Source organism: Rhizobium sp. KNZ14-9A (assembly GCF_056755015.1).
In genome coordinates this window covers 1,287,029-1,311,917 of record NZ_JBPGXB010000002.1, presented here as the reverse complement: position 1 = coordinate 1,311,917, position 24,889 = coordinate 1,287,029, and the positions used below count along the sequence as shown (strand labels likewise).

At 61.6% G+C, this 24,889-nt stretch carries 22 protein-coding genes and 2 pseudogenes; 9 read left to right on the top strand and 15 right to left on the bottom strand.

Annotation, left to right across the window (positions count from 1 at the left end; translation table 11 throughout):
- Positions 1-26 precede the first annotated feature (26 nt).
- Both ACR9ZQ_RS12780 and ACR9ZQ_RS12775 read right to left on the bottom strand, forming a co-directional pair.
- On the bottom strand, positions 27-449 hold the full coding sequence (locus ACR9ZQ_RS12780; protein ID WP_481427968.1) for a cupin domain-containing protein: 423 nt from the start codon (positions 447-449) through the stop codon (positions 27-29).
- Positions 450-576: 127 nt separating this feature from the next.
- A complete protein-coding gene (locus ACR9ZQ_RS12775) occupies positions 577-933 on the bottom strand; it encodes a hypothetical protein (RefSeq protein ID WP_481427967.1) in 357 nt (118 codons plus the stop codon).
- A 97-nt stretch (positions 934-1,030) separates the two neighbouring features.
- On the opposite strand from ACR9ZQ_RS12775, the gene ACR9ZQ_RS12770 reads away from it, so the two are divergent.
- Entirely contained in the window at positions 1,031-1,834 is an 804-nt protein-coding gene (locus tag ACR9ZQ_RS12770) for a phosphodiester glycosidase family protein (RefSeq protein ID WP_481427966.1), read from the top strand.
- A 22-nt stretch (positions 1,835-1,856) separates the two neighbouring features.
- Here ACR9ZQ_RS12770 and ACR9ZQ_RS12765 read toward each other — a convergent pair whose 3' ends face one another.
- A complete protein-coding gene (locus ACR9ZQ_RS12765; protein ID WP_481427965.1) occupies positions 1,857-2,405 on the bottom strand; it encodes an isochorismatase family protein in 549 nt (182 codons plus the stop codon).
- Positions 2,406-2,734: 329 nt separating this feature from the next.
- Here ACR9ZQ_RS12765 and ACR9ZQ_RS12760 point away from each other — a divergent pair, with 329 nt between their 5' ends.
- Positions 2,735-3,220, top strand: coding sequence for a RidA family protein (locus ACR9ZQ_RS12760; RefSeq protein ID WP_310386218.1), 486 nt, complete (start codon positions 2,735-2,737; stop codon positions 3,218-3,220).
- Here the strand turns inward: ACR9ZQ_RS12760 and ACR9ZQ_RS12755 are convergent.
- Positions 3,207-4,208 (bottom strand): cupin domain-containing protein, encoded by a 1,002-nt coding sequence (locus tag ACR9ZQ_RS12755; RefSeq protein ID WP_481427964.1) that lies wholly within the window; start codon positions 4,206-4,208, stop codon positions 3,207-3,209. The genes ACR9ZQ_RS12760 and ACR9ZQ_RS12755 overlap by 14 nt on opposite strands.
- 203 nt (positions 4,209-4,411) lie before the next feature.
- On the opposite strand from ACR9ZQ_RS12755, the gene ACR9ZQ_RS12750 reads away from it, so the two are divergent.
- Both ACR9ZQ_RS12750 and ACR9ZQ_RS12745 read left to right on the top strand, forming a co-directional pair.
- Positions 4,412-5,182, top strand: a complete 771-nt coding sequence (locus ACR9ZQ_RS12750) for an alpha/beta fold hydrolase (protein ID WP_481427963.1) — start codon at positions 4,412-4,414, stop codon at positions 5,180-5,182.
- A 233-nt stretch (positions 5,183-5,415) separates the two neighbouring features.
- Entirely contained in the window at positions 5,416-7,014 is a 1,599-nt protein-coding gene (locus ACR9ZQ_RS12745; protein ID WP_481427962.1) for a GMC oxidoreductase, read from the top strand.
- Between the two features lie 39 nt (positions 7,015-7,053).
- Here the strand turns inward: ACR9ZQ_RS12745 and ACR9ZQ_RS12740 are convergent, their stop codons facing one another.
- Positions 7,054-7,665, bottom strand: coding sequence for a TetR/AcrR family transcriptional regulator (locus ACR9ZQ_RS12740; RefSeq protein WP_481427961.1), 612 nt, complete (start codon positions 7,663-7,665; stop codon positions 7,054-7,056).
- Positions 7,666-7,783: 118 nt separating this feature from the next.
- Between ACR9ZQ_RS12740 and ACR9ZQ_RS12735 the strand changes: the two genes are divergently transcribed.
- The gene (locus ACR9ZQ_RS12735) at positions 7,784-8,164 is read left to right on the top strand and encodes a DUF4267 domain-containing protein (protein ID WP_310386228.1); all 381 of its coding nucleotides are present in this window, start codon (positions 7,784-7,786) and stop codon (positions 8,162-8,164) included.
- A gap of 1 nt (position 8,165) precedes the next feature.
- Positions 8,166-8,486 (top strand): DoxX family protein, encoded by a 321-nt coding sequence (locus tag ACR9ZQ_RS12730; protein WP_310386230.1) that lies wholly within the window; start codon positions 8,166-8,168, stop codon positions 8,484-8,486.
- A gap of 51 nt (positions 8,487-8,537) precedes the next feature.
- Here ACR9ZQ_RS12730 and ACR9ZQ_RS12725 read toward each other — a convergent pair whose 3' ends face one another.
- The 5 genes and pseudogenes from ACR9ZQ_RS12725 to ACR9ZQ_RS12705 all read right to left on the bottom strand — a co-directional run bounded on the left by ACR9ZQ_RS12725 (position 8,538) and on the right by ACR9ZQ_RS12705 (position 11,483).
- Positions 8,538-9,455 (bottom strand): DUF1003 domain-containing protein, encoded by a 918-nt coding sequence (locus ACR9ZQ_RS12725; protein ID WP_113321279.1) that lies wholly within the window; start codon positions 9,453-9,455, stop codon positions 8,538-8,540.
- Positions 9,456-9,607: 152 nt separating this feature from the next.
- Positions 9,608-9,832, bottom strand: a pseudogene (locus ACR9ZQ_RS12720) (TetR family transcriptional regulator); the annotation flags it as partial.
- Between the two features lie 281 nt (positions 9,833-10,113).
- Positions 10,114-10,203, bottom strand: a complete 90-nt coding sequence (locus ACR9ZQ_RS12715; protein WP_405049750.1) for a hypothetical protein — start codon at positions 10,201-10,203, stop codon at positions 10,114-10,116.
- Positions 10,204-10,207: 4 nt separating this feature from the next.
- Positions 10,208-10,473 (bottom strand): annotated as a pseudogene (locus ACR9ZQ_RS12710) (integrase); the annotation flags it as partial.
- Complete coding sequence (locus ACR9ZQ_RS12705; protein WP_310386237.1) at positions 10,470-11,483, bottom strand: AraC family transcriptional regulator ligand-binding domain-containing protein; 1,014 nt, start codon at positions 11,481-11,483, stop codon at positions 10,470-10,472. The gene ACR9ZQ_RS12705 and the pseudogene ACR9ZQ_RS12710, both read right to left, overlap by 4 nt.
- A 152-nt stretch (positions 11,484-11,635) precedes the next feature.
- Between ACR9ZQ_RS12705 and ACR9ZQ_RS12700 the strand changes: the two genes are divergently transcribed.
- From ACR9ZQ_RS12700 to ACR9ZQ_RS12690, 3 genes are read left to right on the top strand one after another with little or no spacing between them, the layout of a single operon-like run.
- Positions 11,636-12,160 (top strand): hypothetical protein, encoded by a 525-nt coding sequence (locus tag ACR9ZQ_RS12700; RefSeq protein WP_481427960.1) that lies wholly within the window; start codon positions 11,636-11,638, stop codon positions 12,158-12,160.
- Between the two features lie 55 nt (positions 12,161-12,215).
- Positions 12,216-13,646 (top strand): DUF1254 domain-containing protein, encoded by a 1,431-nt coding sequence (locus tag ACR9ZQ_RS12695; RefSeq protein WP_481429307.1) that lies wholly within the window; start codon positions 12,216-12,218, stop codon positions 13,644-13,646.
- Between the two features lie 33 nt (positions 13,647-13,679).
- The gene (locus tag ACR9ZQ_RS12690) at positions 13,680-13,862 is read left to right on the top strand and encodes a hypothetical protein (protein ID WP_310386241.1); all 183 of its coding nucleotides are present in this window, start codon (positions 13,680-13,682) and stop codon (positions 13,860-13,862) included.
- 333 nt (positions 13,863-14,195) lie between these two features.
- On the opposite strand, the gene ACR9ZQ_RS12685 is transcribed toward ACR9ZQ_RS12690, so the two are convergent.
- The 5 genes from ACR9ZQ_RS12685 to ACR9ZQ_RS12665 form a co-directional block, all read right to left on the bottom strand.
- Positions 14,196-15,653, bottom strand: a complete 1,458-nt coding sequence (locus tag ACR9ZQ_RS12685) for an HlyD family type I secretion periplasmic adaptor subunit (protein ID WP_481427959.1) — start codon at positions 15,651-15,653, stop codon at positions 14,196-14,198.
- Positions 15,650-17,794: a peptidase domain-containing ABC transporter gene (locus ACR9ZQ_RS12680; protein WP_481427958.1), complete on the bottom strand. Its 2,145-nt coding sequence runs from the start codon at positions 17,792-17,794 to the stop codon at positions 15,650-15,652. Before ACR9ZQ_RS12680 ends, ACR9ZQ_RS12685 begins: the two co-directional genes overlap by 4 nt.
- A gap of 42 nt (positions 17,795-17,836) precedes the next feature.
- Positions 17,837-18,145 carry a hypothetical protein gene (locus ACR9ZQ_RS12675; protein WP_113325782.1) on the bottom strand — a complete coding sequence of 103 codons (309 nt, stop codon included), beginning with the start codon at positions 18,143-18,145 and terminating at the stop codon, positions 17,837-17,839.
- A gap of 67 nt (positions 18,146-18,212) precedes the next feature.
- Positions 18,213-19,445, bottom strand: a complete 1,233-nt coding sequence (locus ACR9ZQ_RS12670; protein WP_481427957.1) for a GTP-binding protein — start codon at positions 19,443-19,445, stop codon at positions 18,213-18,215.
- A gap of 47 nt (positions 19,446-19,492) precedes the next feature.
- Entirely contained in the window at positions 19,493-24,826 is a 5,334-nt protein-coding gene (locus ACR9ZQ_RS12665) for a DUF4082 domain-containing protein (protein ID WP_481427956.1), read from the bottom strand.
- Positions 24,827-24,889 lie beyond the last annotated feature (63 nt).

Below are 24,889 nucleotides of genomic sequence, written 5' to 3'. Positions count from 1 at the left end.
TTTCGGGCCGATGCTGTGGCCGCCGCCTAGCCCGCTACCGGCACCAGCCCGTAGCGGCCCATGATCGCCTTCACCTTCTCCAGATCGGGCGGCCCGCCGGCGGCCATGAGATCGGAAATTTCACGGAAATAGGCAGGGCCGAGCACGCCGGGGGTCAAGACGTTCAAGACGGTTGCCGGCTCTTGGCTGTCATTGCGGAAGGAATGTACCACGCCGCGGCCAATGAAGGCTGACCCGCCCGGCCCGATCACCTGATCGGCGCCGTCGATGCGAAAGGTGAGCGTGCCCGAGAGACCATAGACCACCTCATCCCAGCTCTCATGATAATGCGGCACCGGCACTTTGGCCTGCGGCGCGACCGTCATGCGAAAGAGATCGAGGCTGCCGGCCGTATCATCCTTGCTGTGCAGGAATTCCAGCGCCAAACCGCCGATCCTGATCGTCTCCATGAGCGCACCCTTTGCGGTTATGTCACTGGCTGGTGGGCAGGATATACCACAGAAGCGGCCGGTCAAATGGGGCTTGAATTGACCGCTGGGTTTGGCGCTGACCAACCGGCCTCTCCCGCACTGCTGCTCAGACGCCCTCCACGGCAAGCCAGATGACGCTCGTGACGAAGAGGAGGCAAAAGCCCGCGGCGATGCCTGCGAAAATGCCGGCGGCAAGGCTCGACTTCCGCCCGACCCACCAGGTGACCGCCGGCGGTGCGACCAGCAGGCAGAGCGCCTGCAGCACCACGACAGGACCCAACCGCATATCGAGGTCGGAGATGACCAATGCCAGTGCCACCCCCCAGAGGAAGATACCGCCGAAGACGATGATACCGGCAACTGCGCCGAGCGCTGCGCCATAGGTCTTCCGGACCCGTCCGGTCTCCCAAAGGGCGGGCGGCAGGGCCAATATCCATGGCAGCAGGTCGGTCAGCGTGGGCATGCGGCAAGCTTCGCAGGCAGACGTTAATTTGATCCTCGCTCTCGCCTTCTTTCCCCGTCATCAGCTACGAGTTACGGGTTACGAGTTAGGAGATGCCATGCTTCGCACCATGTTCGCCTTTGCCCTGTTCCTTGCCGGCGCGTTTGCCGCCAGGGCCGAGACTTCCGATGCAGGCGGCACGCCGGCCCCTGCTGACCCCTGCACGCGCCAAAGCTTCGAAGGCGCCGCCTATATCGTCTGCGATGTCGATCCCGCAAAGGCGGATCTGCGCCTGTTCTGGAAGGATGCCGGGGGCAAGCCCTATCGCAGGTTTTCGGGCGTCGCCGATGCTGTCACCGATGAAGGACATCGGCTTCTCTTTGCCATGAATGCCGGCATGTACCGCGAGGATTTCACGCCGATGGGGCTTTATGTCGAGGATGGCAAGGAGCTGATACCGGCTAATATCGAGGCGCCGCCCAAGGTTTCCGGCCCGGTGCCGAACTTCTTCAAGCAGCCGAACGGCATCTTCTATCTCGATGAGACCGGCGCCCACATCATCCCTACCGGGGATTTCCTGAAGCAGCGGCTGAAAACGCGCCTCGCCACGCAATCCGGCCCGATGCTCGTCATCGCGGGCAAGATCAATCCGATCTTCATACCAGGCTCGAGCGACCGCACGCGCCGCAACGGTGTCGGGCTCTCAGCCGACGGCACGCTCCGCTTCGTCATCAGTGAAGGCGACGTGAATTTCCACGATTTCGCGAGCTTCTTCCGCGACGAACTCAAATGCCCCGACGCGCTCTTCCTCGACGGCGGAAACGGCACCGGGCTTTACAATCCGGCGCTCGGCCGCAACGATACATCCTGGCACGGCGGCTATGGGCCGATCCTCGGATTGGTGGGCGAGAAACAGGGCTAGGCGATGAACTCAGGCCGCCCCATCAAGCAGGCTGCATGGCCGTCAGCTGCCGCGTCTCGACGATCTCGGCGAAATCGGATTTCAGATGCGCCATCGTCACGTCGAAGATCGCTCGGGCCGATAGATGCGCATCCGGCAGGTCGAAGCCGAGCACGGCGTCGCTGACGACGCTCATCTTGAAGCCGAGATCGGAGCCAGCGCGCACGGTGGTATTGACGCAGAAACCGGCAACCGCCCCTGCCACGACAAGATGCGTGATGCCAACCTCGTGCAGATAGCCTTCGAGCTCGGTGGAGGCAAAGGCCGACGACGTGGACTTGACGAAGACGGGCTCGTTCTCCCGCGCCTTCGCGCAGGGCATCGGCTGGTATCCCGGTGCATTTTCATGGAGCGCCGAACTCTCGTCGGCCTCGCGATGACGGATATGGATGACCGGCCTGCGGGCGGCGCGGAAGGCTGCGGCAAGGGCTGCGATATTCTCTCCCGCCTCGCCATTTACCCGCTCGCGCCCGGCATCGAGCCGCTCCTGCATAACCATCTGCATGTCGATGATAAGGAGTGCGCTGGTCATGGTTCCCTGCTCCTTTGCCGCCTTGAGGGCTCTGGAAAAGCTTTAGCATCTGCTGCCGGCCAAGTCCCTTGCAAAACAGGACAACGGGCTCGACGAGTCATCACTTCTGCGCCAGCACACATCACTTCTGCGCCAGCAGACATCATTTCTGCCCACATTGCATGGGCTGGATGGTTAGCCGGGCTGCGGGCATTGACCAGTTCGTCAATGTCCGTGCTGGTCCAGCCATACAACCCGCCAGGTGAAGTCGCTATCTACATGAGATATGCCGATCCGGCGCCACGCGTCTCGTTGGAACTTCCCAAACAACAACAGGAGCCAATCACCCAATGTCGCATATCGAAAGCCAGCTACAACGGTTGGGACTAGAACTTCCGGCGCCGATCGCCCTTCCGCCTGGCGTGAAACTCTCCTTCCCCTGGGTTCGCATTTCAGGGTCAAGGGCTTATATTTCCGGACACGGACCGCTCAATTTAGACGGGTCGATTGCTGGACCGCTCGGAAAGGTCGGGAAAGATCTGTCGTTGGAAGAAGGCTACCATGCCGCTCGCCTGACCGCACTGGCAATGTTAGCCAGCCTGAAAGTTGCGTTGGGTGATCTGGACCGGGTGGACAGCTGGCTTCGCGTCTTTGGCATGGTGAATACAGATTCCTCCTTCAACTCATATCCACTCGTTATCAATGGGTTCAGCGACCTTATCGCAGAGGTTTACGGCGGCGAACGCGGATCCCACGCCCGCTCCGCGATAGGCGTGGCAGGCCTGCCATTTGATCTTCCCGTCGAGATTGAAGCTGAGGTTCTTATACGGCCTTAGCGACGGCTTGGACGTCAGCTTGGTCAAGATCGGTCAGCGACTCCTGATCAGGAAATTCCCCTGGCCTTGGGCGGCCGTCAGTGCGCCGAGCTGCTCGATAGCGGCCGGGTGACAGGCCGTGGTGCCGATGGAACAACTTCGAGAACGCCGCGACGGTTTCGTAGCCAACGCGGCTTGCGATCCGGGCAATCCCCTCATCGCTTGTTTCCAGTAGGAACGCAGCTTCCGACATCCGGCGCGCAATCAGATAGCGCTGCATGGACTGGCCGACGAGCTTGGTGAAGCGAGCCGAAAACACCGAGCGGCCGAGCCCCACGCGATGTGCGAGGTCGCGAAGTGTCCAGGGCCGATCCGGTCGTTCGTGGATCAACTCAAGCGCTCGTCCAATATAGGGGTCGGCCATCGCCCCAAGCCATCCGCCTTCTCCTGGCCGGAGAGATTTGATCCAGCTTCGCAACACCTCGACGAAGAGCACCTCTGTCATTCGCGAGAGCGCGACGCGTTGGCCGGGACGTTCAAGCGCCGACTCGCTCACCATGCGGCGCAGAATCGCCTCAAGCCAGTCACCGTCTATCGCCGGCTTCAGGAGAAGTATGGGCGGAAGCAGTTCCATCACGCTACCGCGCGCGGGCCACGAGAGAATGAAATTGCCACAGATCATCGTCGAGAGCGGCTGCGCGCTGCCTCCGTGACGCACGACGCCAAGATGTGCGGGTCGATCGAGGTCCGTAACCAGGAATGGCTTCGTCCGACTATCCGAGTAAATCAAATGGGGCTCGCCGCGTGTGATGACGACGAGATCGCCCTCAGCCATGCGGAGCTCTTGCCCATGTTCGAGCGCGAGGGTGGCTGTGCCACGACTGAGATAATGGAACAGAGCGTAGGGGCGCTCCGGCAAGGCCAGGTTCCAGGGATGACCGAGCTCGAAGTGAAAGAGCAGGGTGCCGCTCAGTCGAACGCGATCGAGCACTTCGGCGAGGATGTCCATGCCCCTGATGTTAGTCCGCCGTACGGTCGGACACAATATCCGGACGATCGGGGCCTAACGTCCCGGAACCCTTCGTATTATTCCGTGTCGACGTGAGCCAACAGGTCACCCAGCAAGCAATCTGGCTAACTGCCGCAACACGTACCCAAGTGCCTGCCCCTTTTCGTGGGTCGGGGTTGTCGGCATCCAAACAGGAGCAAGCAATGCGAAATATACTACTCTTAGCCACCACAGTTCTCGTCGCCGGGGCAGCGTTTGCCGCGCCCGCCCAATCGGCTGGTCTACCCAAGGGGGCGGCGCACAATATCGTGCTCGTCCATGGCGCTTTCGTCGACCAGACAAGCTGGAAGCCCGTTGCCGATATCCTCACGAAGAAGGGCTATAACGTAACGCTAGTCGAAAATCCGCTCACGTCGCTGGCTGCGGATGTCGATGCCACCAAGCAGGCACTGGCGAAGCAGAACGGCAAGACCGTCCTCGTTGGTCACTCCTGGGCCGGCGTGGTCATCACGCAAGCCGGTGACGATCCCAAGGTCTCCGCGCTCGTCTATGTCTCCGCCTTCGCGCCTGACGTTGGAGAATCTCTGGCGGCTCTGGCCAAGAACGGCCCGGCAACCGAAGGCACCAATGCAATTCATCCCGACGACAAGGGCAACCTCTATATCGATCCCAAAGTGTTTCCGACGGCGGTCGCGGCGGACCTTCCGCTGAAGATTGCCGAATCCCTGGCAAACTCGCAGCTTCCGCTGAACCACACAGCCTACGAGGCTCCGGTCGATATCGCGGCTTGGCACGACAAGCCGACGTTCTATGTGATCAGCACGAAGGACAAGGTAATCGCACCGGAGACCCAGAAACTGTTCGCGGCCAGGATCAAGGCTGAGACCACGGAGGTGGCTGGCAGCCACGCCTCCCTCGTCGTCCATGCCGAGGAAGTCGCTTCGGTCATTGAAAAGGCCGCGCTCACGCACTGACGATATTGCTCCCGGCGCCACCGTGCCGGGAGTACCTCTCTCCCGCTGAAAACGCAGGGCAAAAGGCCGCATGACGGAAAGTGCCGCTTGAAGCGCAACGCAAACACACCCGGAAAGGCGCGCCACCCCCAGGCAGCGCCTCGTGACAACCAAAGGCTGAATTTCGCAAGATTGCATTATACCGCTTCGTGAAATCCGGCTATGATCCCGCCATCATAAGCCGGGGTGGTGAAATGATTTCGTCGCTTCAAAACCTGCTCGCGGGGCGCGTCGATGTTTGCGTCGTCGGCTCCGGGCCTGTCGGTCTGGCGCTGGGCATCGCGCTTGCCCGGTCGGGGCTTTCGGTCGCGCTCCTGGAATCCGGCGGCAAGGCCATCTCTGAAAAGACGAACCGGCTGGCGGCTGCGGCCTCCATCAGCACCGCCCACCATGCCGAAGCGAGCCTGACGATCCGCCGTGCAGTCGGCGGCACCTCGAAGGCCTGGGGCGGCCGATGCGTGGAGTTCGACGACAGCGATTTCGATGGCAGGCCGGCGCGCGGCGATGCCCGCTGGCCGATCGAACACAGCGCCTTCAGGGCCTATTATGACGATGCCCGCACCTTTCTCGGCGCCGAACTACCTGACGTCGAGATGCCTGACATGGAAGGTGAGTTCGAACCCTCGATCGAGAGCTGGGCCCGCGAGCCCGATATGGCCAAGGCGCATGGGGCGCTGATCGAAAGCCTGCCGAACCTGCACCTCGTCACCCAGGCTACCGTGATCGGGCTCGATCTCGATCGCGAAGGCGCCCGCACGAAACGGCTCATGGTGTGGCATCGCGGCAAGCTGCATTCCGTGGGGGCAACGATCTTCGTGCTGGCCTGCGGCGGGCGCGAAAATGCCCGCCTGCTACTGGCAGCACAGGAAATCGCGCCGCGGCTTTTCGGCGGCGTCGATGGCCCGCTCGGGCGCTATTACATGGGGCATCTGGCCGGCGAGCTTGCCCGCATCCGCTTCACCGATCGCAGCTTCATGGAAAAGATGTTCTTCCGGCGCAACGGCACCGGCGCCTGGTTCCGCTCGCGGCTGATACCGAGCATCGCCCTGCAGAACGAGCACGATCTTTTAAACAGCGTCTTCTGGCTGCGCAGCCCGCCGCTGGAAGAGGTCTACGCGACGGCGGGCGCCCGCGCCACGCTGAACATGTTCAGGGCGATCACCGGCAGGCGCAAGATGCGCCGGCTGTCCTTCAAGGCGAGCGTATCCGACACTGCTTCGCTGTCCGCTATGGTCGCAAACCCCATGCAAAGCTTCAACGCCGCCCTGCAGCTGACGACGGCAGCGCTCAAATCCGAGCGGCAGCCAAATTTCTTCGTGAAGAACGGCGAGCATCTCTACTGGCTCGCCTATCATGGCGAACAGCGGCCGGTCGCTTCCAACCGCGTGCGGCTGAGCTCCGAGGTCGATGAAACCGGCCTGAAGCGACTGGCCGTCAGTTTCGACTTCGACGAGGAGGACCTCGCCTCGCTGATCAGGTGCCACCATGCCCTGGCGGAATGGATCGGCAAACGGCGGATCGGCACCTTCGAATGGCTCCACCCCGAAGACGGCCTGCAAACCGCCGTCCGCCGCCAGGCGCTCGACGGCTACCACCAGATCGGGCTCACCAGAATGGGCGCCTCGCCCCGTTCAAGCGTTGTCGATGGCAATTGCCGCTGCCACGACCTCGAAAACCTCTATGTCGCCGGCAGCTCGGTCTTCCCGGTCTCCGGACAGGCCAACCCGACATTGCCTGCTGTGGCGCTGGCGCTGAGGCTGGCCGATCATTTGAAGGGGGAATTGCGGGGGTAGTGCAGGCCATGCCTCCTCCGCCCTGCCCGGCACCAGCAGTCATTCGCCCGGGTCGCGTGGGTCACGGCTCGGCGGGTTGCCTCCTCCATCCACGATCGCCCGGACGACGAGCGCGATGCGTTCGTCACGCATGCCGGGCCGAATGCGGCCCGACCGTTCGAGCTCAGCAAGCCCGTGAAGGGCTGCCCAGAAGGTCTCGGTCACGATCTCCGCATCGGCGCAAAACGGAGAGACCGCTGCTGCCAGCACCTCGAAACCGGCCCGAAGTTCCGCTCGCGTGTCGGCTTCCGCGAACCGCAATTGGGTCGGGAGGATAAACATGGCCTGGTAGAGCGACGGGCGGCTATGCGCGAAGGCAAAATAGGCCATGGCGACATCCGTGAGGACATCTCGTCGGTCGTTCGCCCCGTCCACTGCCGCCCGAAGAACGGCCGTGAGCTCCCTGAAGCCCTCGACTGCGACTGCCGCTACGATCGCGTCCCTGTTCTCGAAATGTGAATAGAGAACCGGCTGGCTGTATTCGATCTCCTTGGCCAGGCGGCGGATCGTGACGGCATCCCATCCCTCGGTCTCCGCAATTGCACGGGCTGCCGCGACGATACGATCTTCGCGATCGGCGCGTTCCCGGCTTTTTCGCTCTGCGATACCCATTCCCAACCTCCATGCCCTGCCCGCTGACATTAGGATCATATCACGGCTTGAATATCTAGCAACACTAGCTTACATCTAGCACTGCTAGATTATTTCAAACCGCTAGAAGGATGGCGTGATGGATTGGCTTCTGAATGGGATCGGACTGCTTGTGGCCCTCGCAATTATCGCGATCGGCACCGGCTATATTGCGAGCCCGACGACCATGGTGCGCAGTTTTGGCCTGCCGCTTCCTGGAGATGACCCTGACATCCCCTCGTGGCTTCGCCTCAAGGGCGTTCGCGACATCGTGGCGGGATTGCTCGTGCTTGCCTTCATGCTGTGGGGTGTCCAACGCGAGATCGGCATAGTCCTGCTGATCGAGGCAATGATCCCCGTCGGCGACATGCTGGTCATTCTCGCAGCGAAAGGCTCCGCCAAGAGCGCCTTCGGCATTCATGGCCTCACGGCCGCAATCATGCTCCTGGCTGCCATTCCCATGATCACAGGTGCGCACTGAGATGGTTCATGTTCTCTCACTCTGGTTCCTGGCCGTCGCATTGTCAGGCGCGGGGATCGTCAATGCGATCGGCACATCAGGCACGCGAAGCGATTTTGCCCGGTGGGGCTATCCGCGCTGGTGGGGTATTTTGACGGGCGGACTTGAAATATCGAGCGCCGCCCTGATTGCGCTTCCCGTCAGCCGCATTCCCGGCCTGGCGCTTGGGGCGGTCGTCATCGCAGCCGCGATCTTCACTGTTCTGCGCCACCGCAACACTCAGCACCTTCCGCCGCTGAGTGTCTTCGTCAGCCTGATCGCTCTTGCCACGATCTCATCCTGAGCGCGGTAAGCAGGAAGGAAAATGGGGCCGCGCCGGAATTGCGTGGACCGGCTATTCCCCCTTTTCGTCGGTCTCGTCCGCCGTGGGCTTCGTGCTGAAGAGGCTTTTGAGCGCATTGGTCTTGGATTTTTGCGCCTTGCTCAACTTCAGCGCCCGATTGGCGGCCTTGGCCTGTTCCAGCATCATTTCGATCTGGATCTGCTGGATCTCCGTCAGCCGTTCCCACTGCCGGTTCAACAGGTGATCGACCTTCTCATGCAGGTGGCGGATTTCCAGCTCGGCCTTGAGATTGACCTTGTAGTCGTTGAGCGCCCGCAACCGGTCCTTCGCTTCCTGGCGGCGCTGGCTCATCATGATGATCGGCGCCTGCAGGGCGGCAATGGTCGAAAGGATGAGGTTCAGCAGGATGAAGGGATAGACGTCGAAGGCAGCCTTCTCGCCAAGCACCAGGTTGATCCCCATCCACACGGCGAGGAAGAAGCAGAAGGAGATGATGAAGGTCCAGCTTCCGCCGAAGGTCGCGACGACATCGGCGACACGATCGCCGAGCGAACGGTGTTCCTCGTAATCCTCTTCGATGTTTTCGGCGAGCGTGTCATGGGTCTTCAGGCTCTCGACGACCTCGTCTTCGAGGTTGGAGAGCTCGCCGCGTTCGTCGCGCAGCAATTCGGCAATGTACTGGCCGCGATAGTCATCGACCATCTTGCGGCTGATATAGTCGTCCGAGCGGATGCCAGGGTGTTTCTGCCGCACGAAATCGGCGAGCGCGGGACGCAGATCGTCAAAATGGAAGGCGTCCTTCTTCTTCAGTGTGTGGCCTGTGATCGCGTCCACCAGCTTGACGGACTTTGCCTTCGCCTGCGCCAGGCTCTTGGAATAGTCGTCCATCTCGACGGTGGCGGCCTCTCCGTGCCCGGCATCGAAGTCGACGATTTCTCCTGTTAAATCCAGGGGCTTCTCTTCTGCCATGTGCTGATCCTCGCTGCCGATTTTTCGCCCGTCTAGTCGTCAATTCCAACAGGATTGTGACATGGATTTCGCCGTAGTTTGAGGGGGCTGCTGGAGGCGCGATAGTGTGTCGCGCAGCCGCCTTCATCCTACACAGCGGACCTCGGCGTCGGTCAGGTTGGGTTGCCTCCCTCGTCCGCGATCGCCTTGATGACGAGCGCGATACGCTGGTCGCGCATGCCGGGCCTGATGCGGCCGGAACGTTCGAGCGCGACAAGCCCGTGAAGGGCCGCCCAGAAGGTTTCCGTCACGATTTCCGCATCGGCGCAAAACGGGGATACCGCTGCCGCCAAGGCTTCAAAACCGGCTCGTAGTTCCGATCTCGTATCGGCTTCGGCACACCGCGACTATCGGCATCTGCCGGGGCTTGGTGTGTTTGTTGGCTTGGTTGGTGTGGTGGTGATTTCGATTTGAGCGTTTGTCCGCTTTGGGGCCGGAAGCGGACTGGCGGGCTCTGGGAAGTCACGCTGGAAAAGCCGCCTTCAACTGGTCACGGAGCTTCGACGACAACGCGTACGACAGTTCGGGCAGGTTCCCACCTCCCTCAGCCTCCAGCCGCCTTCTTCTTCCGGTGGTCGGCCAGTTGATCCCCACAGGCCAAGTACAAGCAAAGAATGGATCACGAGATCACTGCATTGATCATACCGCGCTCAAGAGTGCCGTGTGCAATCGAGTTCCACAGGTTTAGTCCCCGAGGATCAGAGTACATGAGCCTTTTGCTGGACGACCATGGCGCGGATTCGAATTTCTTGACCTGTGACGAGGGTTCCGATCTTGACCTTAACAAGACCGCAGCCTCGGAGCTTACTGTCGATCGCGAGATCAAACAGCGCGCGATCTCTCAGGCGCCTCTCGGTCGAGGAAGAAGCGGATCGCCCAGATCTCGCGCTGCTTCAGTGGTTTCTTGACGCTGACCTTTCGGCCAGCGTTCCATGCAGGACGGCCCAGTAACTGCAGGATCGTGTTGTGCAATACCTATTTGAGTTCTCCTTCGGAGCGAAATTCCCTCGGCCCATTGCCGGTTGCCTTTCGGAAAGCGCGAGCGAAATTGGCTGGGGACGAATATCCCAGTTCCGCCGATACGCGCGTGATCGAATCGTTTGTATGCCGGAGTAATTCCGTGGCTCGCTGTGCCCTGACTACGTTCGCCAAGCTGCGAAAATCGGTGCCGGCCCGATTCAGCTCACGTTGCAGTGTTCGGACACTGGTGTCCATCAATAGTGCCGTGCTATCGATCGATATGCTGCCGGTGAGAACCTGGGTCCGGATCTGCTCCAAGATCACGTTGAGCAAATCCCTTGGAGCACCGCCCCGCCGGTCTCGCGCCACATCCTCGATGGTGACGATCGGCCATGAAGTGCTCCTCGCCATAGCGGACAGATGATGGCGTTCCGTGACGATGGTCACCGCGGGTGCGTTGAAATGGACCGGGCAATGGAAGACGTCTTCAAAAAGTCTCGTCTGGCTTGGCCTATCGGTATCAAGCTCGACGCGCAGCGGTCGCCAGTCAGGGGGCAAATAAGCCCTGAAGAGGCTAAGCAGGACGCCCGCCGCCGCGCACGCGGTGTTGCCCCACCCGGTACGGCCGGCTAGCGCAAAGACATAGCTGTATCGTACCTCGTTGCCGACGATCGCGACCGACATCCTGTCATCCGTACTATGAAAGCAAAGACCGGAGATGGCGCGCTCGATGGCCTTCCCCAGGGTGCCGGCACCCATCACGTAGCGTCCGTAGCTGCCGTAGTTAGCGACGTTCATCATCGGGGCAATCAGAACCCCAAAGTTGGCCTCACCGGCAGCGCGTGCAGCCGCTTCGACAAAGCCGATCACCGCCGCGTGCGGGATGAAGCAGTTCTCGCCCTCAATCAGTTCGAGATCAAAGCCTACGGCGCGATTGGCCTGGAGTAGTGCCTTTGGTCCCATTTCATGGCGTATGAAGGCCGGCATGCCATGCAATATGCGGTTGGAGATAACGGGAATCTCAGCCATGCATGCATTGCTCCAGAAATATTGCAACCGTGGCGTAAAATGAGTGGTTTCAAAATTAGGAATAGTGATTAGTGCAGTAAAACGTGCGTGTCACGCAAGCAAAGAAGCCTGCTTCCGAAAGAATTTCTGCTGTATCAACCGGAGGGAAGACCATGACGACCAGACGAAACTTGCTGATCGCAGCCACAGCCGTTGCGGCGACAGCGGTGCCGCTTAGGCCCCGACTGGCGGGAGCAGCCGATGACGTAGCTGACTTCCTGTTCGTCCAGACCGCAAGCGCGATGACCTTCGACAAAGCGGCGAACAAGCTGACGCTCGAAGGCATTGGCGCTACAACATTGTTTTTCTCTGACCGCCCCGAGCGCATTGCCGGGAATATGGATACGACAGCGTTTGTGCCTTTCTGGAGCAAGGGCAAGGACAGCTTCCTCTCTGATCCGCCGAATGCAGACCTGTCCATCCTCGAAGCAAACAAGCTCCAACAGGTCGTCGTCGCCCTGGAGAATCCGGAACTGAACGGCCAGAACTTGACCTACACGGTGAAGGTGGTTGGCGGAGAAATGCCGGAGAAGGGCTCGAAGGTTTCCGTGTTCATCGACATCATCGGCATGCCGCTGACGCCGCTTTCATATGCGGGCGTGGCAAGGCGTGGCTTCCGACGCGCTGTTCTTTACTAGCCTCAGCCTGAAGCGAGGCAACCGACTTCGACACGACCTAAGAGGAGTAAGGCAAATGTTGACGAAGCGAGATCTACTTCGCTCGGCCGCGGCGATCGCTGCTGGCGCCGCGATTGTGAAACCAAGCCTGCTGATGGCGCAAAGCTATCCAGATATTATCGAGGCCAAGGACATTGCCGAGGAAGGCTTGATCTACGGCCTGCCGCTCGTGATGAACTATGCCATCATGTACGAGTACGCGGTAGACCGCAATTCAGGGCAGTTCAAGGCGCCGTTCAACCAAATCAAGAACGAGCCCAACGTTTACACTTACAAGGACACGGCAATCGTCACGCCCAACAGCGACACGCCGTATTCCTTCGTCTGGCTGGATTTGCGAGCTGAACCGGTGGTGCTTTCGGTGCCGGCGATCGACCCGAAGCGCTACTACTCTGTCATGCTCTGTGACGGCAATACCTACAATTACGGCTATATCGGCACCCGAGCCACGGGGAGCGATGCCGGCGACTACATGGTGGTCGGACCTGACTGGGAGGGTGACACCCCGGCGGGCATCAAGCAGGTTTTTCGTTCGAGCACGCAGTTTTCCCTCGCAGGTTATCGCACCCAGCTTTTTGGCCCGGATGATCTCGACAACGTCAAGAAGGTGCAGGCTGGCTACAAGGTGCAGATGCTGTCGGCCTTTCTGAAGCAGACGCCCCCAGCGGCCGCGCCAACCATCGACTTCCCCAAGATCGACAAAGAACTCGCGAAGACCAACTTCTTCGACTATCTCGACTTCGCTCTGCAATTCGCGCCGGCGCAGGGCAATGAGAAGGAGATAAGGGCCAAGCTGGCACGCCTCGGCATCGGGCCGGGTAAGTCCTTTGACTTCAAGGATCTGCCACTGGAGCACAAGCTGGAGATTGGCCTCGGCATGAAGGAGGGCCAGCGGAAGGTCGACGAGGCCGTCGACAATGCCGGCAAGGCGATCAATGGCTGGCGGGTTAGCGGTCTTCCAGGAGACAGTGCCCACTACAATGGTGACTGGTTGAAACGCGCCGTCGCTGCTCAGGCCGGCATCTATGGCAATGACCCGGAGGAAGCGACCTATCCGTTCACGCGCGTCGATAGCCAAGGCCAGACGCTCGACGGAAGCAAGCACAATTACATACTGACCTTCCCCTCCGGCCAACTGCCGCCGGTGAACTCCTTCTGGTCGGTCACGATGTATGACGGCAAGAGCCAGCTCCTGATCAAGAATCCGATCGATCGCTACCTCATCAACTCGCCAATGTTGCCGGGCATGAAAAAGAACGGGGATGGTTCGCTCACACTTTATATCCAGAAGGACAACCCCGGCGCGGACAAGGAAGCAAACTGGCTGCCTGCGCCCAATGACACGATCTATCTCGTCATGCGCCTGTATTGGCCGAAGACCGAAGCGCCGTCCATATTGCCGGCCGGCGAAGGAACGTGGCAGCCGCCGGCCGTCGTGGCGCAGTAATTGTCCCGACCATGCTGGTGCGCGGTACCGGATGTGAATGAGAAGAGAGCGACGACCACCACGACGAAACTACTTTGCGCCACCGCCGCGGTATTGCCAGGCTTGGTCATCTTATCCGCCGATACGACGGCTTCCGCACAGACCTATGAGATGACGACGCCCTTCTCACCGGGCGTCGCCGTGTCGGACAAGATTGATCTGTTTGCTGATGCATAAAGCCCCATGCGATGATCTGCTTGTCCGCTTTCGGGGCTGGGCTAGCTAGCTCCCTATGACACTCTGGGGGCGCAAAGCAGCCTTATCCTTCGACAATATCCGCTTGCGCGCAGAAGCGGCCACGGCTGTCGGCGAGCCCGCCTTAAACGTCGTCGTGACAGATTCCCACAGCGATGACGGAGATGGATAACGCCGCTTCTCCCTCCAACCTCGCGGATCTAAATACCGGCCCCCGCAAAAAAGGTCTGGGGGCGGCCGCCGAAAGCCTCGGCGCCACCCCCATCCCCTGGCGTGCGTAGGAGGCCCCTCGCCTACACCTCGCCGGCGGACCCCTCAATTCGGTTCGCGTATCGCATCATCCAGCCCGCGCAGCAGCGGATAGAGGAAATAGGAGATCACCGTCCGTTGGCCGACCTTGATCTCCGTCGACACGGTCATGCCCGGCAGCAATCTTACCGGCGCTCCGGCAGCATTCAGCCTTGTATCGGCCAGCAGAATGCGCGCCTTGAAGAAGGGGGCGGATGGCTGGCTCGGGGTGGCGGTCTGTTCCGGCTGGCCGGTGAGGAAGGTGTCCTCGCTGATCGTTCGCACTTCGCCCGTTGCTGTGCCGTATTTCTGGAAGGGATAGGCGTCGAGCTTGATGCGGGCTTCCTTGCCGACGGCGATGCGGCCGATGTCGCGGGTATTGATCGAGACTTCGGCTTCGAGCGGCACGTTGATCGGCACCAGCGTCACCACCGGCTCGGCCTCGCGCACGACGGAACCGACCGAGCGCTGGGCGAGATCGAGCACGACGGCGTCTGCCGGTGCGGTCAGCGCCACCATGTTGCGGCGAAGCTCCATCTTCTTCTGCTCTTCGCCCGCCATGTCACGCTGGCCGCGCAGGTCCACCAGCTGCTCCATCGCGGCGCGGCGGAAATCCTCGATGAAGGCCTGGCGGTCGGCGCGCAGTTTCGCATAGGCGTGGACTGCCTCGTCGGCCTTGCCGCGCACGGCGGTGATATCGGCCTCGACATCGAGGCGGGCGTCGCGCGAGCCGAGCATGGTGAGAAGCGAGCCGCTTTCCTTGTCATAGAGTTTCTTTCGCGTGGCCTCGATCTGCGAGAGATTGTCGCGCCGGTCGTTCAGCACGGCCTCCTGATTGCGGTTTGCCGCAAGCACGGACGACTGGCCGGCGATCTGCTGTTCGAAATTCTGCAGCTGCGCCATGTAGAAGGCCCGCCGCTGGCCGAAGAGCTGCACTTGCAGCTGCTCATCCTTCGTGTTGCCGGCAATCTTCGAATAATCCTCGCCGGCAAGCTCGGCCTCCAGGCGCTTCACCTGGGCGTCGAGGGCGGAAAATTTCGCCCTCAGCTGCCCGACATCGGCCTGGCTGAAGGTGGCGTCGAGCGTCGCCAGCGTCTGGCCGGCACGCACCACCTCGCCGGCCTTCACGTCGATCGTGCGGATGATCGAGGTTTCGAGCGGCTGGACGACGATGGTCGGCTGCGTGGTGACGAGCTTGCCCGGCGCAATCACCACCTCGTCGATGGAGGAGACCGAGGCCCAGGTGATCGCTGCGGCAAGCAGCGCCGTGACGCAGTAGAGCGTCATGCGGGCAACGCGCGGCGGCGCGCGTTCTTCAAGCTCGACGGCGTCGGACTGGAATTCGGCAATTGCCGGCGGCAGCGGCGGGCGAGCAGTGAGTTCCCTGCCCTTCTCCGGGCCCTTGTCTGATGGCCCCTTGCCTGAAGGGCCCTTGTCTAAAGGAACTGGCATGTTTTCGTCGGATTTTCTGACGTGCGCGTTCATGCGACCTGCCTCATCTGCTGTGCCCAGAGGTGGCGGTAGGTCATGCAGCGCGACACGAGCTGATCGTGCCGGCCGATATCGGCGACCTTGCCGCGATCGATGACGAGAATGGCATCGGCATCGACGAGCGTCGAAAGCCGGTGCGAGACGATGATAACAGTGCGGCCGGCAGCGATGCGGCTGAGATTGTCGCGGATGATCGCCTCGCTGTCCGGGTCGAGCGCACTTGTGGCCTCATCGAAGATCAGCAGCCTCGGATCGGTGATCAGCGCGCGGGCAATGGCAAGCCGCTGCTTCTGGCCGCCCGAGAGGTTGGAGCCATTTTCCTCCAGCATCGTGTCGAAGCCGCGCGGCAGGCGCTCGATGAACTCTTCGGCGCCGGCAATGCGGGCGACCTCCATGATCTCCTCGATGCTGGCATCGGGCTTGGCGGCGGCAATATTGTCGCGTACCGAGCCGCGGAACAGGAAATTATCCTGCAGCACGACGCCGATGCTGGTTCGAAGATGCACGAGGTCGATCTCGCGGCTGTCATAGCCGTCCATGCGCACCAGCCCCTCCTGGCTCTGGTAGAGCCCCTGGATGAGCCTTGTGATCGTCGTCTTGCCCGAGCCGCTCTTGCCGACCACGCCGAAGACGCAGCCTGCCGGAATGGCGAAGGAGACATTGTCGAGCGCCGGCGCCGCATCAGGCGCATAGCGGAAGCTGACCCTGTCGAATTCGATGCGGCCATGCAGATGCGGCCTGACGCCACGCCCGCGGCCCGCCTGCTCCGGCCGCTGGTTCATGATCTCGCCGAGCATGCGCACGGAGAGAGCCACTTCCTGATATTCATGCACCATGGTGACGATCTGCACGAGCGGCCCCGAGACGCGGCCGGCGAGCATGTTGAAGGCAACCAGCGCACCGATCGTCATCGCGCCGCTGAAGACATCGAGCGCGCCAAGACCGATGATCGCAACGCTCATCAGCTTTTCCAGAAGTCCCGTCAGCGACTGGGCGATGGTCGAGATCTTCTCGACGCGGAAACGTACCGAGATCGACTGGGCCGAGTAATCGTCCCACACCTTGCGCTGGCGCGGCTCCAGCGCCAGCGACTTGACGGTGCGCATGCCATGCACGGTTTCCACCAGCAGGGCCTGCCGGTCGCCTTCGGCCTGGTAGAGCGCCTTCAGGCGGCGCTGGAACGGCCCGACGAGCATCATCACCACGATGCCGACAAGGGCTGCGAAACCGAGCACGACGAGCGTCAGCTTGACGCTGTAGAGAAGCAGGATCGGCACGAAGACGAAGAGCGAGACACCATCGAGAAGCGTCAGGAACAGGCGGCCGGTCAGGAATTCGCGGATGCGCCCCGTCTGCTGCATATGCTTGACGAGAACGCCGGCCGAGGCCTGCTCGAAGAGCGCGATCGGCAGGTTGAGCAGATGGCCGAAAGTGCGGGTGGCGACGCGGATGTCGATCCTGTTCGTGGCGTAGAGCAGCAGATAGCGGCGCAGGAAGCTGAAGGTCGCATCGAAGATCAGCGCGATCCCGATACCGACGGTCAGAACCGTCAGCGTCGCATAGCTCTGGTGCACGAGCACCTTGTCGATGACGAGCTGGAAGAAGATCGGCGTCATCAGCCCCAGGCCGTAGAGCACGAAGGCGGCGAGCGCGACATCGCGGAAGAAGCTACGCTGCTTGATGATCTCAGGGACGAACCAGCGGAAGCCGAAGGGCCGGTCCTCATCGGACATGCGATAATTGCGCTTCAGCAAGATCGCCGATCCGAGCCAGGCCCTGGCGAATTGCTCTTCGCTGAGCATGATCACCTCGGCGCGCGAGGAAAGCGGGTCGAGAACCCGGATTCTCTCCTCCTCGCCCTCCCCGACAGCGCCGGCGATGACCACCCAGTTGCCGTTGTTGAGTTCGGCCAGCACCGGGAAGGCCTCGCCGAGCTGGAACAGGCCTCGCCAGTTGAGATCGAGATGCTTGGCCCTCAGGCCCGCATCCTTTGCCATGCGCAAGAGCTGCCGCACGGCAACGGGATCGTTGCCGACAGCATAATCGTGCTGCAGCCGCTCAGGAGAAAGATCGACGCCGTGATGACGTGCGACGAGCGCAAGACAATGCAGGTTGGTATGCAGAAAACCACTCATGGCCCACCCGAAACAATACGAGACCGAGGCGATAGTTGTTGATCAGTTGAAGTTCGGCGAAGCGTTCGACCCGCCGGCCTGCGCCGCCTGGATATCGGCGGCAGCGGCAGCCGACATATCGCCGATCCGGCGAACCGCACCCGCCTCGACCAGGCCGCCAAGCGCCTTCTGCATGAGATCGACCGCATTGGCGAAGGCGTCGACCGGCATGATGATGCGCTGTCGGAAGACCGGCTTCGGATTGTTGTTGGCATCGCGGTCGGTCGCCGACAGCGACATCAGGTCGATGCGCACGATCGTGCCCGTGATGGTGATTTCGCCGATACCGTCTGCATAAAGTTCGCTGCTCATTGTTCTCTCCTCTGGTTGATAATCAAAACACGTTCACCTTAGGGCGTCTTACGTCCATTAGGACGCTCTAACTCTTTGAATGCGCATGCATATGTGCGTGCTGCCATGGCGGAAACGGATCCCGAAGCCCGGTGGCAATCTCCGGATCGAAACCCGTTTCCTCCCCGGCAAGGCAATCGTCGAGCGCACTGCAGATGGCGTGCCTGTCGAAGCCGGAACCGATGAAGACGAGCTCCTGGCGGCGGTCGCCCCAGACATCGTCCCAGTGCCGGTCGATCAGCTGGCGGAACTGCGGATAACGCGGCCATTGCGCCCTCGGCACGGATGCCCACCAGAAACCCCTGGTATCGATGCGGCATTGCGTGCCGGCAATGGACAGCAGGCCGATCTCATCAGGCCTTGTCGCCAGCCAGAAATGGCCCTTTGCGCGGATGAGGCCCGGCCATTTCCTGTCGAGGAAATCGCTGAGCCGCGCGGGATCGAAGGGCCGGCGGTTGCGATAGACGAAGCTCGCAATGCCGTATTCCTCGGTCTCCGGCACATGGTCGCCCCAGCCGAAGAGTTCCTTGTGCCAGAGCGGATGGCGAGCGGCCTTCGCCTCGCTGAAGAGGCCGGTATCCATGATCGCGCCAAGCGGCACCTGGCCGAAGACCGCCTCGATGACGCGGGCATCCGGATTGAGCGCCGCCACGACCTGGCGAACCTCGGCAAGCATTGCGGGCGGCACCTCGCCTGCCTTGTTGATGATGACGACGTCGGAAAATTCGATCTGCTCGACGAGAAGTTCGACGAGCTTGCGCTCATCGTCCCCGTCACGCCTTTCGCCGCGATCGGCAAGGAACTCGGCGCTCTGGTAATCGGCGAGAAGATTGACCGCATCGACGACGCAGACCATCGTGTCGAGCCTTGCCACGTCGCAGAGTGCTGCGCCGCTCTCGTTGCGGAAGGAGAAGGTGGCTGCGACCGGCAGCGGCTCGGCAATGCCGGTGCCCTCGATCAGCAGATAATCGAAACGGCCGGCAGCGGAGAGCCGGCGTACCTCGCTCAGGAGATCGTCGCGGAGCGTGCAACAGATGCATCCATTGGTGAGCTCCACCAGCGTCTCGTCCGTGCGCGAGAGGTCTGCACCCCCCTCGCGCACGAGATCCGCATCGATGTTGACCTCGCTCATATCGTTGACGATGACAGCAACCCGACGACCCTCACGATTACTCAGTACATGATTGAGGACAGTCGTCTTGCCGGCGCCGAGAAACCCGGCGAGAACCGTAACCGGCAATCTGTTGTCTGCACGCATCATCGATATGATCATCCTTTACGGTGCTTGGCCTTACATCCTCGCAGGCTTTACGCCGCGAGCTGCGGTTTGAACGCCACGTCCACATAGTAGTTTGTGCTGTTGTAACTGCTCGTCGGGAACAGCCCGCCCGATCCGTAGGCATAGACGCCGTTATTGCCGGCAAGCGCCTTGAGGTCGCCGTTCGTCACCTCGCTGCCGAAGTAATTGCCTGTTGCCGAGTAGTTGCCGTTGGTCGAGTAGGAAACGACGTAGGTCGTATCCGCCTGGATCGCGACCTGCTGGGTAAGCTGCGCGGTCTGCCAGCCGCTGGCCGTCTCGTTGTTGAAGGTGACGCTGCCGAGCAGAGTGCCCGATGCCGTCCACAGATAGCCGTTGTGCGGGCCTGTATTGTCGGCCCCCTTGTAGAAGCGGATGCCGGTGATCCAGCCTGCCGTATCGGCCTGGAATTTCATGCCGAGATTGACCGGCTGATTGTCGTTGACAGAGATGACCGAGGGTTTCGCATTGGCGGCAAAGACGTTCTGCTCCGGTCCTGCAGCCGGGTTGTTGACAGCGAGCGAAACTTCAGCTGATGCGGTGCCGCCCTGCCCGTCGGCAATGGCATAGCTGAAGCTCGCCGGCCCCGAATATCCCGCCGTCGGCGTGAAAGTGACGGTCTGCGCCTGGCTGTCGAAGGAAACCGTGCCGTTGACCGCACCGCTGACCCCGGTGATCGAGATCGTATTGCCATCGGCATCGCTGTCATTGGCAGTGAGTGCCGAGGCCTGGATGGTAACAGGCGTGCCTGTGTTTGTCGTAAAGCCGCTGTCATTGGCGGCGACCGGAGCCGTATTCTGCGCGCCCTGCTTATAAAGCACGTCGACCCAGTAATTGCTGGCATTGTAGGAAGAGGTCGGGAACAGGCTGCCCGTGCCATAGGCATAGACGCCGTTGCCGCCGCTGACCGTGCTTGCTGGCGCCGTCAGAGCACCGCTCGTATAGTCTGTCGTGAAGTAGTTCGCGGTTGCCGAATAGAAGCCGTTGGAATGGTAGCTCGCCACATAGGTGGTGCCGGCGGTGATGTTGATCGGCTGGGTGAAGGAAACCGTCTGCCAGCCGCTCGCCGTCTCGTTGATGAAAGTTGCCTGCCCAAGGAGTTGGCCGCTCGCCGTCCAGAGCGAGCCGACATGCGTGCCGGTATCCTGGGCGCTCTTGTAATAGGTGAGCCCGGTGATCTGGCCATTGGCGGAAGCGATGAACTTGACGCCGAGTTCGACCGAGTTGGCGTCATTGGCGGCAGTAACACCCGACGTATCGGCGCCGGTAAACAGGCTCGTCGTCGTGCCGCCGCCGGGCTGCGAATTGACCGTGAGGTTGACGGTGGCGGACGACGTGCCGCCATGCCCGTCCGAGATCGAATAGGTGAAGCTTGCGACACCCGTATAGCCGGTAACAGGCGTGAAGGTGACGCTGTTCGTCTGGCTGTTGAAGGTGACCGTGCCGTTCACCCCGCCGCTGGCACCGGTGATCGAGAGTGGATCGCCATCGGCATCATGGTCGTTGGCAAGCAGGCTTGCTGCGGCAATCGAAAGCGCGGTGTTGGAATAGGTCGTATAGCCATTGTCATTGGCGGCGACCGGCGCCGTGTTGGTCGTCGACTGATTGAAGACAACATCCACCCAATAGTTCGACGACTGGTAGCTGGACGTCGGGAATGTCGTGCCCGATCCGTAGGAATAGACGCCGTTGGCGCCTGCAAGGCCCGTCAGCGCGCCGTTGGTATGGGCCGAGTTGAAATAGCCCGATGTCGCCACATAGCTGCCGGTCGTGTGGTAGGAGGCGACATAGGTCGTGCCAGCCGTGATCTGCAGCGGGTTGGAGAATGCCGCGGTCTGCCAGCCGGAGGCCGATTCATCCGCAAAGCTGATCGTCGCAAGCAGCGTGCCGCTCGCCGACCAGATCGAGCCGGTATGCGGCCCGGTATCGCCGGCAGCCTTGTAGAAGCGGATACCAGTGATTGTGCCGCTCACCGAGGCCGTGAATTTCATGCCGAGTTCGAGCGGCGAATTTTCCTGGATGCTGCCGCCCGTCGGCCCCTCATTGGCGGCAAACAGCGACTGGCCGGCCGGGCCCGGATCGACGGTGAGGCTGACATTGGCCTGATCCGTGCCGCCGCGTCCATCCGACAGCGTATAGCTGAAGCTTGCCGGACCGGAATAATTGGCAGCCGGCGTGAAGATGATCGTGCCGTTCTGCTTGTTGAGGGTAACAGTGCCGTTGAGCGCATTGCCGACGGCGTTGATCGTCAGCGCATCGCCATTGGCATCGGTATCGTTTGCGAGAAGCGTGGCGATCGAGATCGTCAGCGTGCCGTTGCGCGAAATCGTCAGGCCGCTGTCGTCGCCGGCAACAGGCACGCTGTTTGGCCCTGCATCGAAGACCACGTCTACCCAATAGTTGGACCCGCCGGGGCTGAGGCCCGGGAATGTGCCGGCATTGTCGCTATAGGCGTAGACGCCGCCGCCATCGACGGCCTTCAGCGCGCCGCTGGCATAGGTGCTGCCGAAATAATTGTCGGTGACGGAGTAGAAGCCGTTGCTGTGATAGGAGGCCACATAGGTCGTGCCGGCCGCAATCTGGATCGGCGAGGAGAACATCACCGTCTGCCAGCCGGAAAGCGATTCATTCGTCGATACGCCCGTTGCCAGCAGCGTCCCGTCGCTCGACCAGAGGCTGACGACATGCTCGCCGATATTGTAGAAGCCCTTGTAGAAGCGGATGCCCTGCACGGAACCTGCCGTGGTTGCCTGGAAGCGCAGGCCGAGCTCGACCGGATCGCGATCGATCGCCACTTCGGTCGCCGGCTTTTCCGCCAGCGTCCACAGGCCCTGCGTGCCGGGCAGCGTGACGGTGACCTGCTTGCCGGCCGATGGCGCCTCCAGATTGACGCTGTCATCGACGGCGCGTGACATGACGGTGTAAGTGCCGCTTGCCTGGACGACCCAATTATAGCTCCAGCTCTCCCGGCCGGTGGCCTTGAACCAGTGCTGGCCGCCATCGGTGGAGACTTCCACGCCGGCAATGATGCCGCCGCCGAAATCCTGCGCCGTGCCCGTGATCGTGACGTGCTGGCCTTCGAGGAAGCTTGCTCCGATGATGGGCGACGAGATCGACGAGGTCGGCTTCAGTATGTCGGTCGATTGGGTCGCGAGGATCAGGCTCGCATCGAGCGTGGTCGGCTGGATGCCCATGTCGGCGAACATGTTGACCATCGCCTGCTGGACGTTGCGATCGGTCGAGGTAGTCGGGCCCTGGTGGTTGTCACTGAGCCCCCAGGACCAGAAGACGGTGCCGGCGCCGAAGACGAGCGCGCCGCTTGCGGCCCGGTACATGGTGAGGCTGTGGGTGGCGACGGCGGAACCGACCGTCGCGCCGTAATCGCGCAGATAGGTTTCCACCGAGATGGACGAGAGCGACAGGTTGACCAGACCATCCGGCCGGAAACCGTTCTCGACATCGGAATCCCACTCGTAGCCGAGCAGGTTCTGCACCAGATTGTAGGTATCGCCTTCATTCAGCTGCGAGACATCGGTATTGCGCCAGAAGCGCAGGTTCGAATAGTCGTAGGGGATGGAGATCGTATCCTGGCGGTAGCTGTCCACCTGGAACATCGTGCCCGTCAGCGAATTTTCCGGCTCCTGCCCCGGATCGGCATAGCGCGGATCGCGCCAGGTGCCGGTGCCGACACCGCTCGGATCCGAGCTCGTGCCCCAGGTTTCCTTGTAGCAGACCATGGTGCGGTAGGCTTGGCCGCTGCCGTCGATGCTGCTCTCCCAGCGAACCTTCCAGTAGCATTCGTTGCCGCTCCAGAAGGCGAGGTTGACGCCGGAGTCGCGGGCTGCCTCGACATTGGCGCGCTGTTCGGCAGACCAGTATTCGTCATGGCCGACGGAGAGATAGGCATCGTGGTTGAGCAGCAGCGCGCCGTTGCGCGTCGCATCGACGCCCGAGATATAGGACACGTCGTAGCCGTTCTGCTCCAGCCACGAGATGGCGGAGGATTCGACGCCGAAAATGTAATCGTGCGAACCGCCGATCGGGCTCGTATTGGTGATGATCGGCCTGTTATAGCTGACCGCCGAGGCGCGGCCGATGGCCTGCAGGCCGCAGCTGCAGTTTGGCGGCAGGTAGCCGATCATGTCGGCGGGATCGACCGGCACTTCGCCATAATAGAGGCTGGCGCCGCCCCAGGCATTATAGGCCTGCCATGTCGTATCCGAGGTCTGGAAGACGATATTGCTGGTCGAGGCATCGTCGCGCACGACGAACGGGATGATGCTTGCATCCTCGGTGCCGTCCTCGCGCACCAGCTTGGCGAAATAGACGCCCGAGACGGCATCGCCAGGGATCTGCCAGCTGGCCGATACCGACCAGTTGCCGCAATCGATGAGACCGAGCGACATGTCGACGATCGGGTGCGGCTGGATCTGCGCCGTGGTCAGCGATTTCTCGATCGAGTCCACCTTGCGCGCGCCGGCCCCGCCATAATAGCCCATGCGATAGATATCGATGCGGTAATGGGTGGAATCCGTGGCGATCTTGAAATCGACCGTCTGGCCGATATTGGTGCTGATTTCGGTGGCAAAGCCCTGGATGGTGCCGTTGCCATCGCCCTCCAGTCCCCATTCGCTGATGGGGTTGCCCTGCTTCATGTTCTCGAGCGCGATCTTGTTGAGCGTCGGCGCAGCAGCAGCCGCAGCGGCCGGCGCTGCGAGCGCCACCGATCCCACGGGGGTCTCGGCGGAAACGCTCTCGCTCGGCTGCACGGAGATGGAGGCTATCGAGGTCTGAAGGAGTAACGACGTCGTGCCGGAACCGGCGGCAGGATCGGTCGGAGACGTGGTAGGGCCTGCCGTGCCGGCATCGCTGGTAATGCCCGTCAGCACGGGCGCCGACGGCAGCGTCGCAGCCTCCTGGTACGGGTCCGGGCCGAGCACGGTGCGCTCGGTTGTCGTGGTCGTCGTCTGCAGCGCCGGGAGGATCGAAGCCGTCTTGGTGGATGTATCCTGCGTGCCGCCGTCGCCCGAAGGCGCTGATATTGCCGTCGGCGGTATCGAGGCAGTCTGCACGCCGCCTGATGAGATCAGCGCGGCAGGCTGCATGATATTCCCGATAAAGGAAGACGGACTTGCGAAGGAGGACGGGACGGCGGCGCCGTCGGGAGTGGCGAAGCTGCGCTGACTGGCAAAGCTTAGGGAACCATCGGTACTCGCTGATGACACAACCGTCGCGGTTCCCAGCACTGCGCTCCAGGCTGAGGGTGCACGACAGATACTCAACGCTCCACCAAATGTACTCAGATACTCAAGGTTACTAACGCGAATTCTCCGCATAAGCGGCATCCCCCTTCCCGTCCACCCGCCTCCTGGACCTGCCCCTCAACCGGCCCCATGAAGCAGCATTTC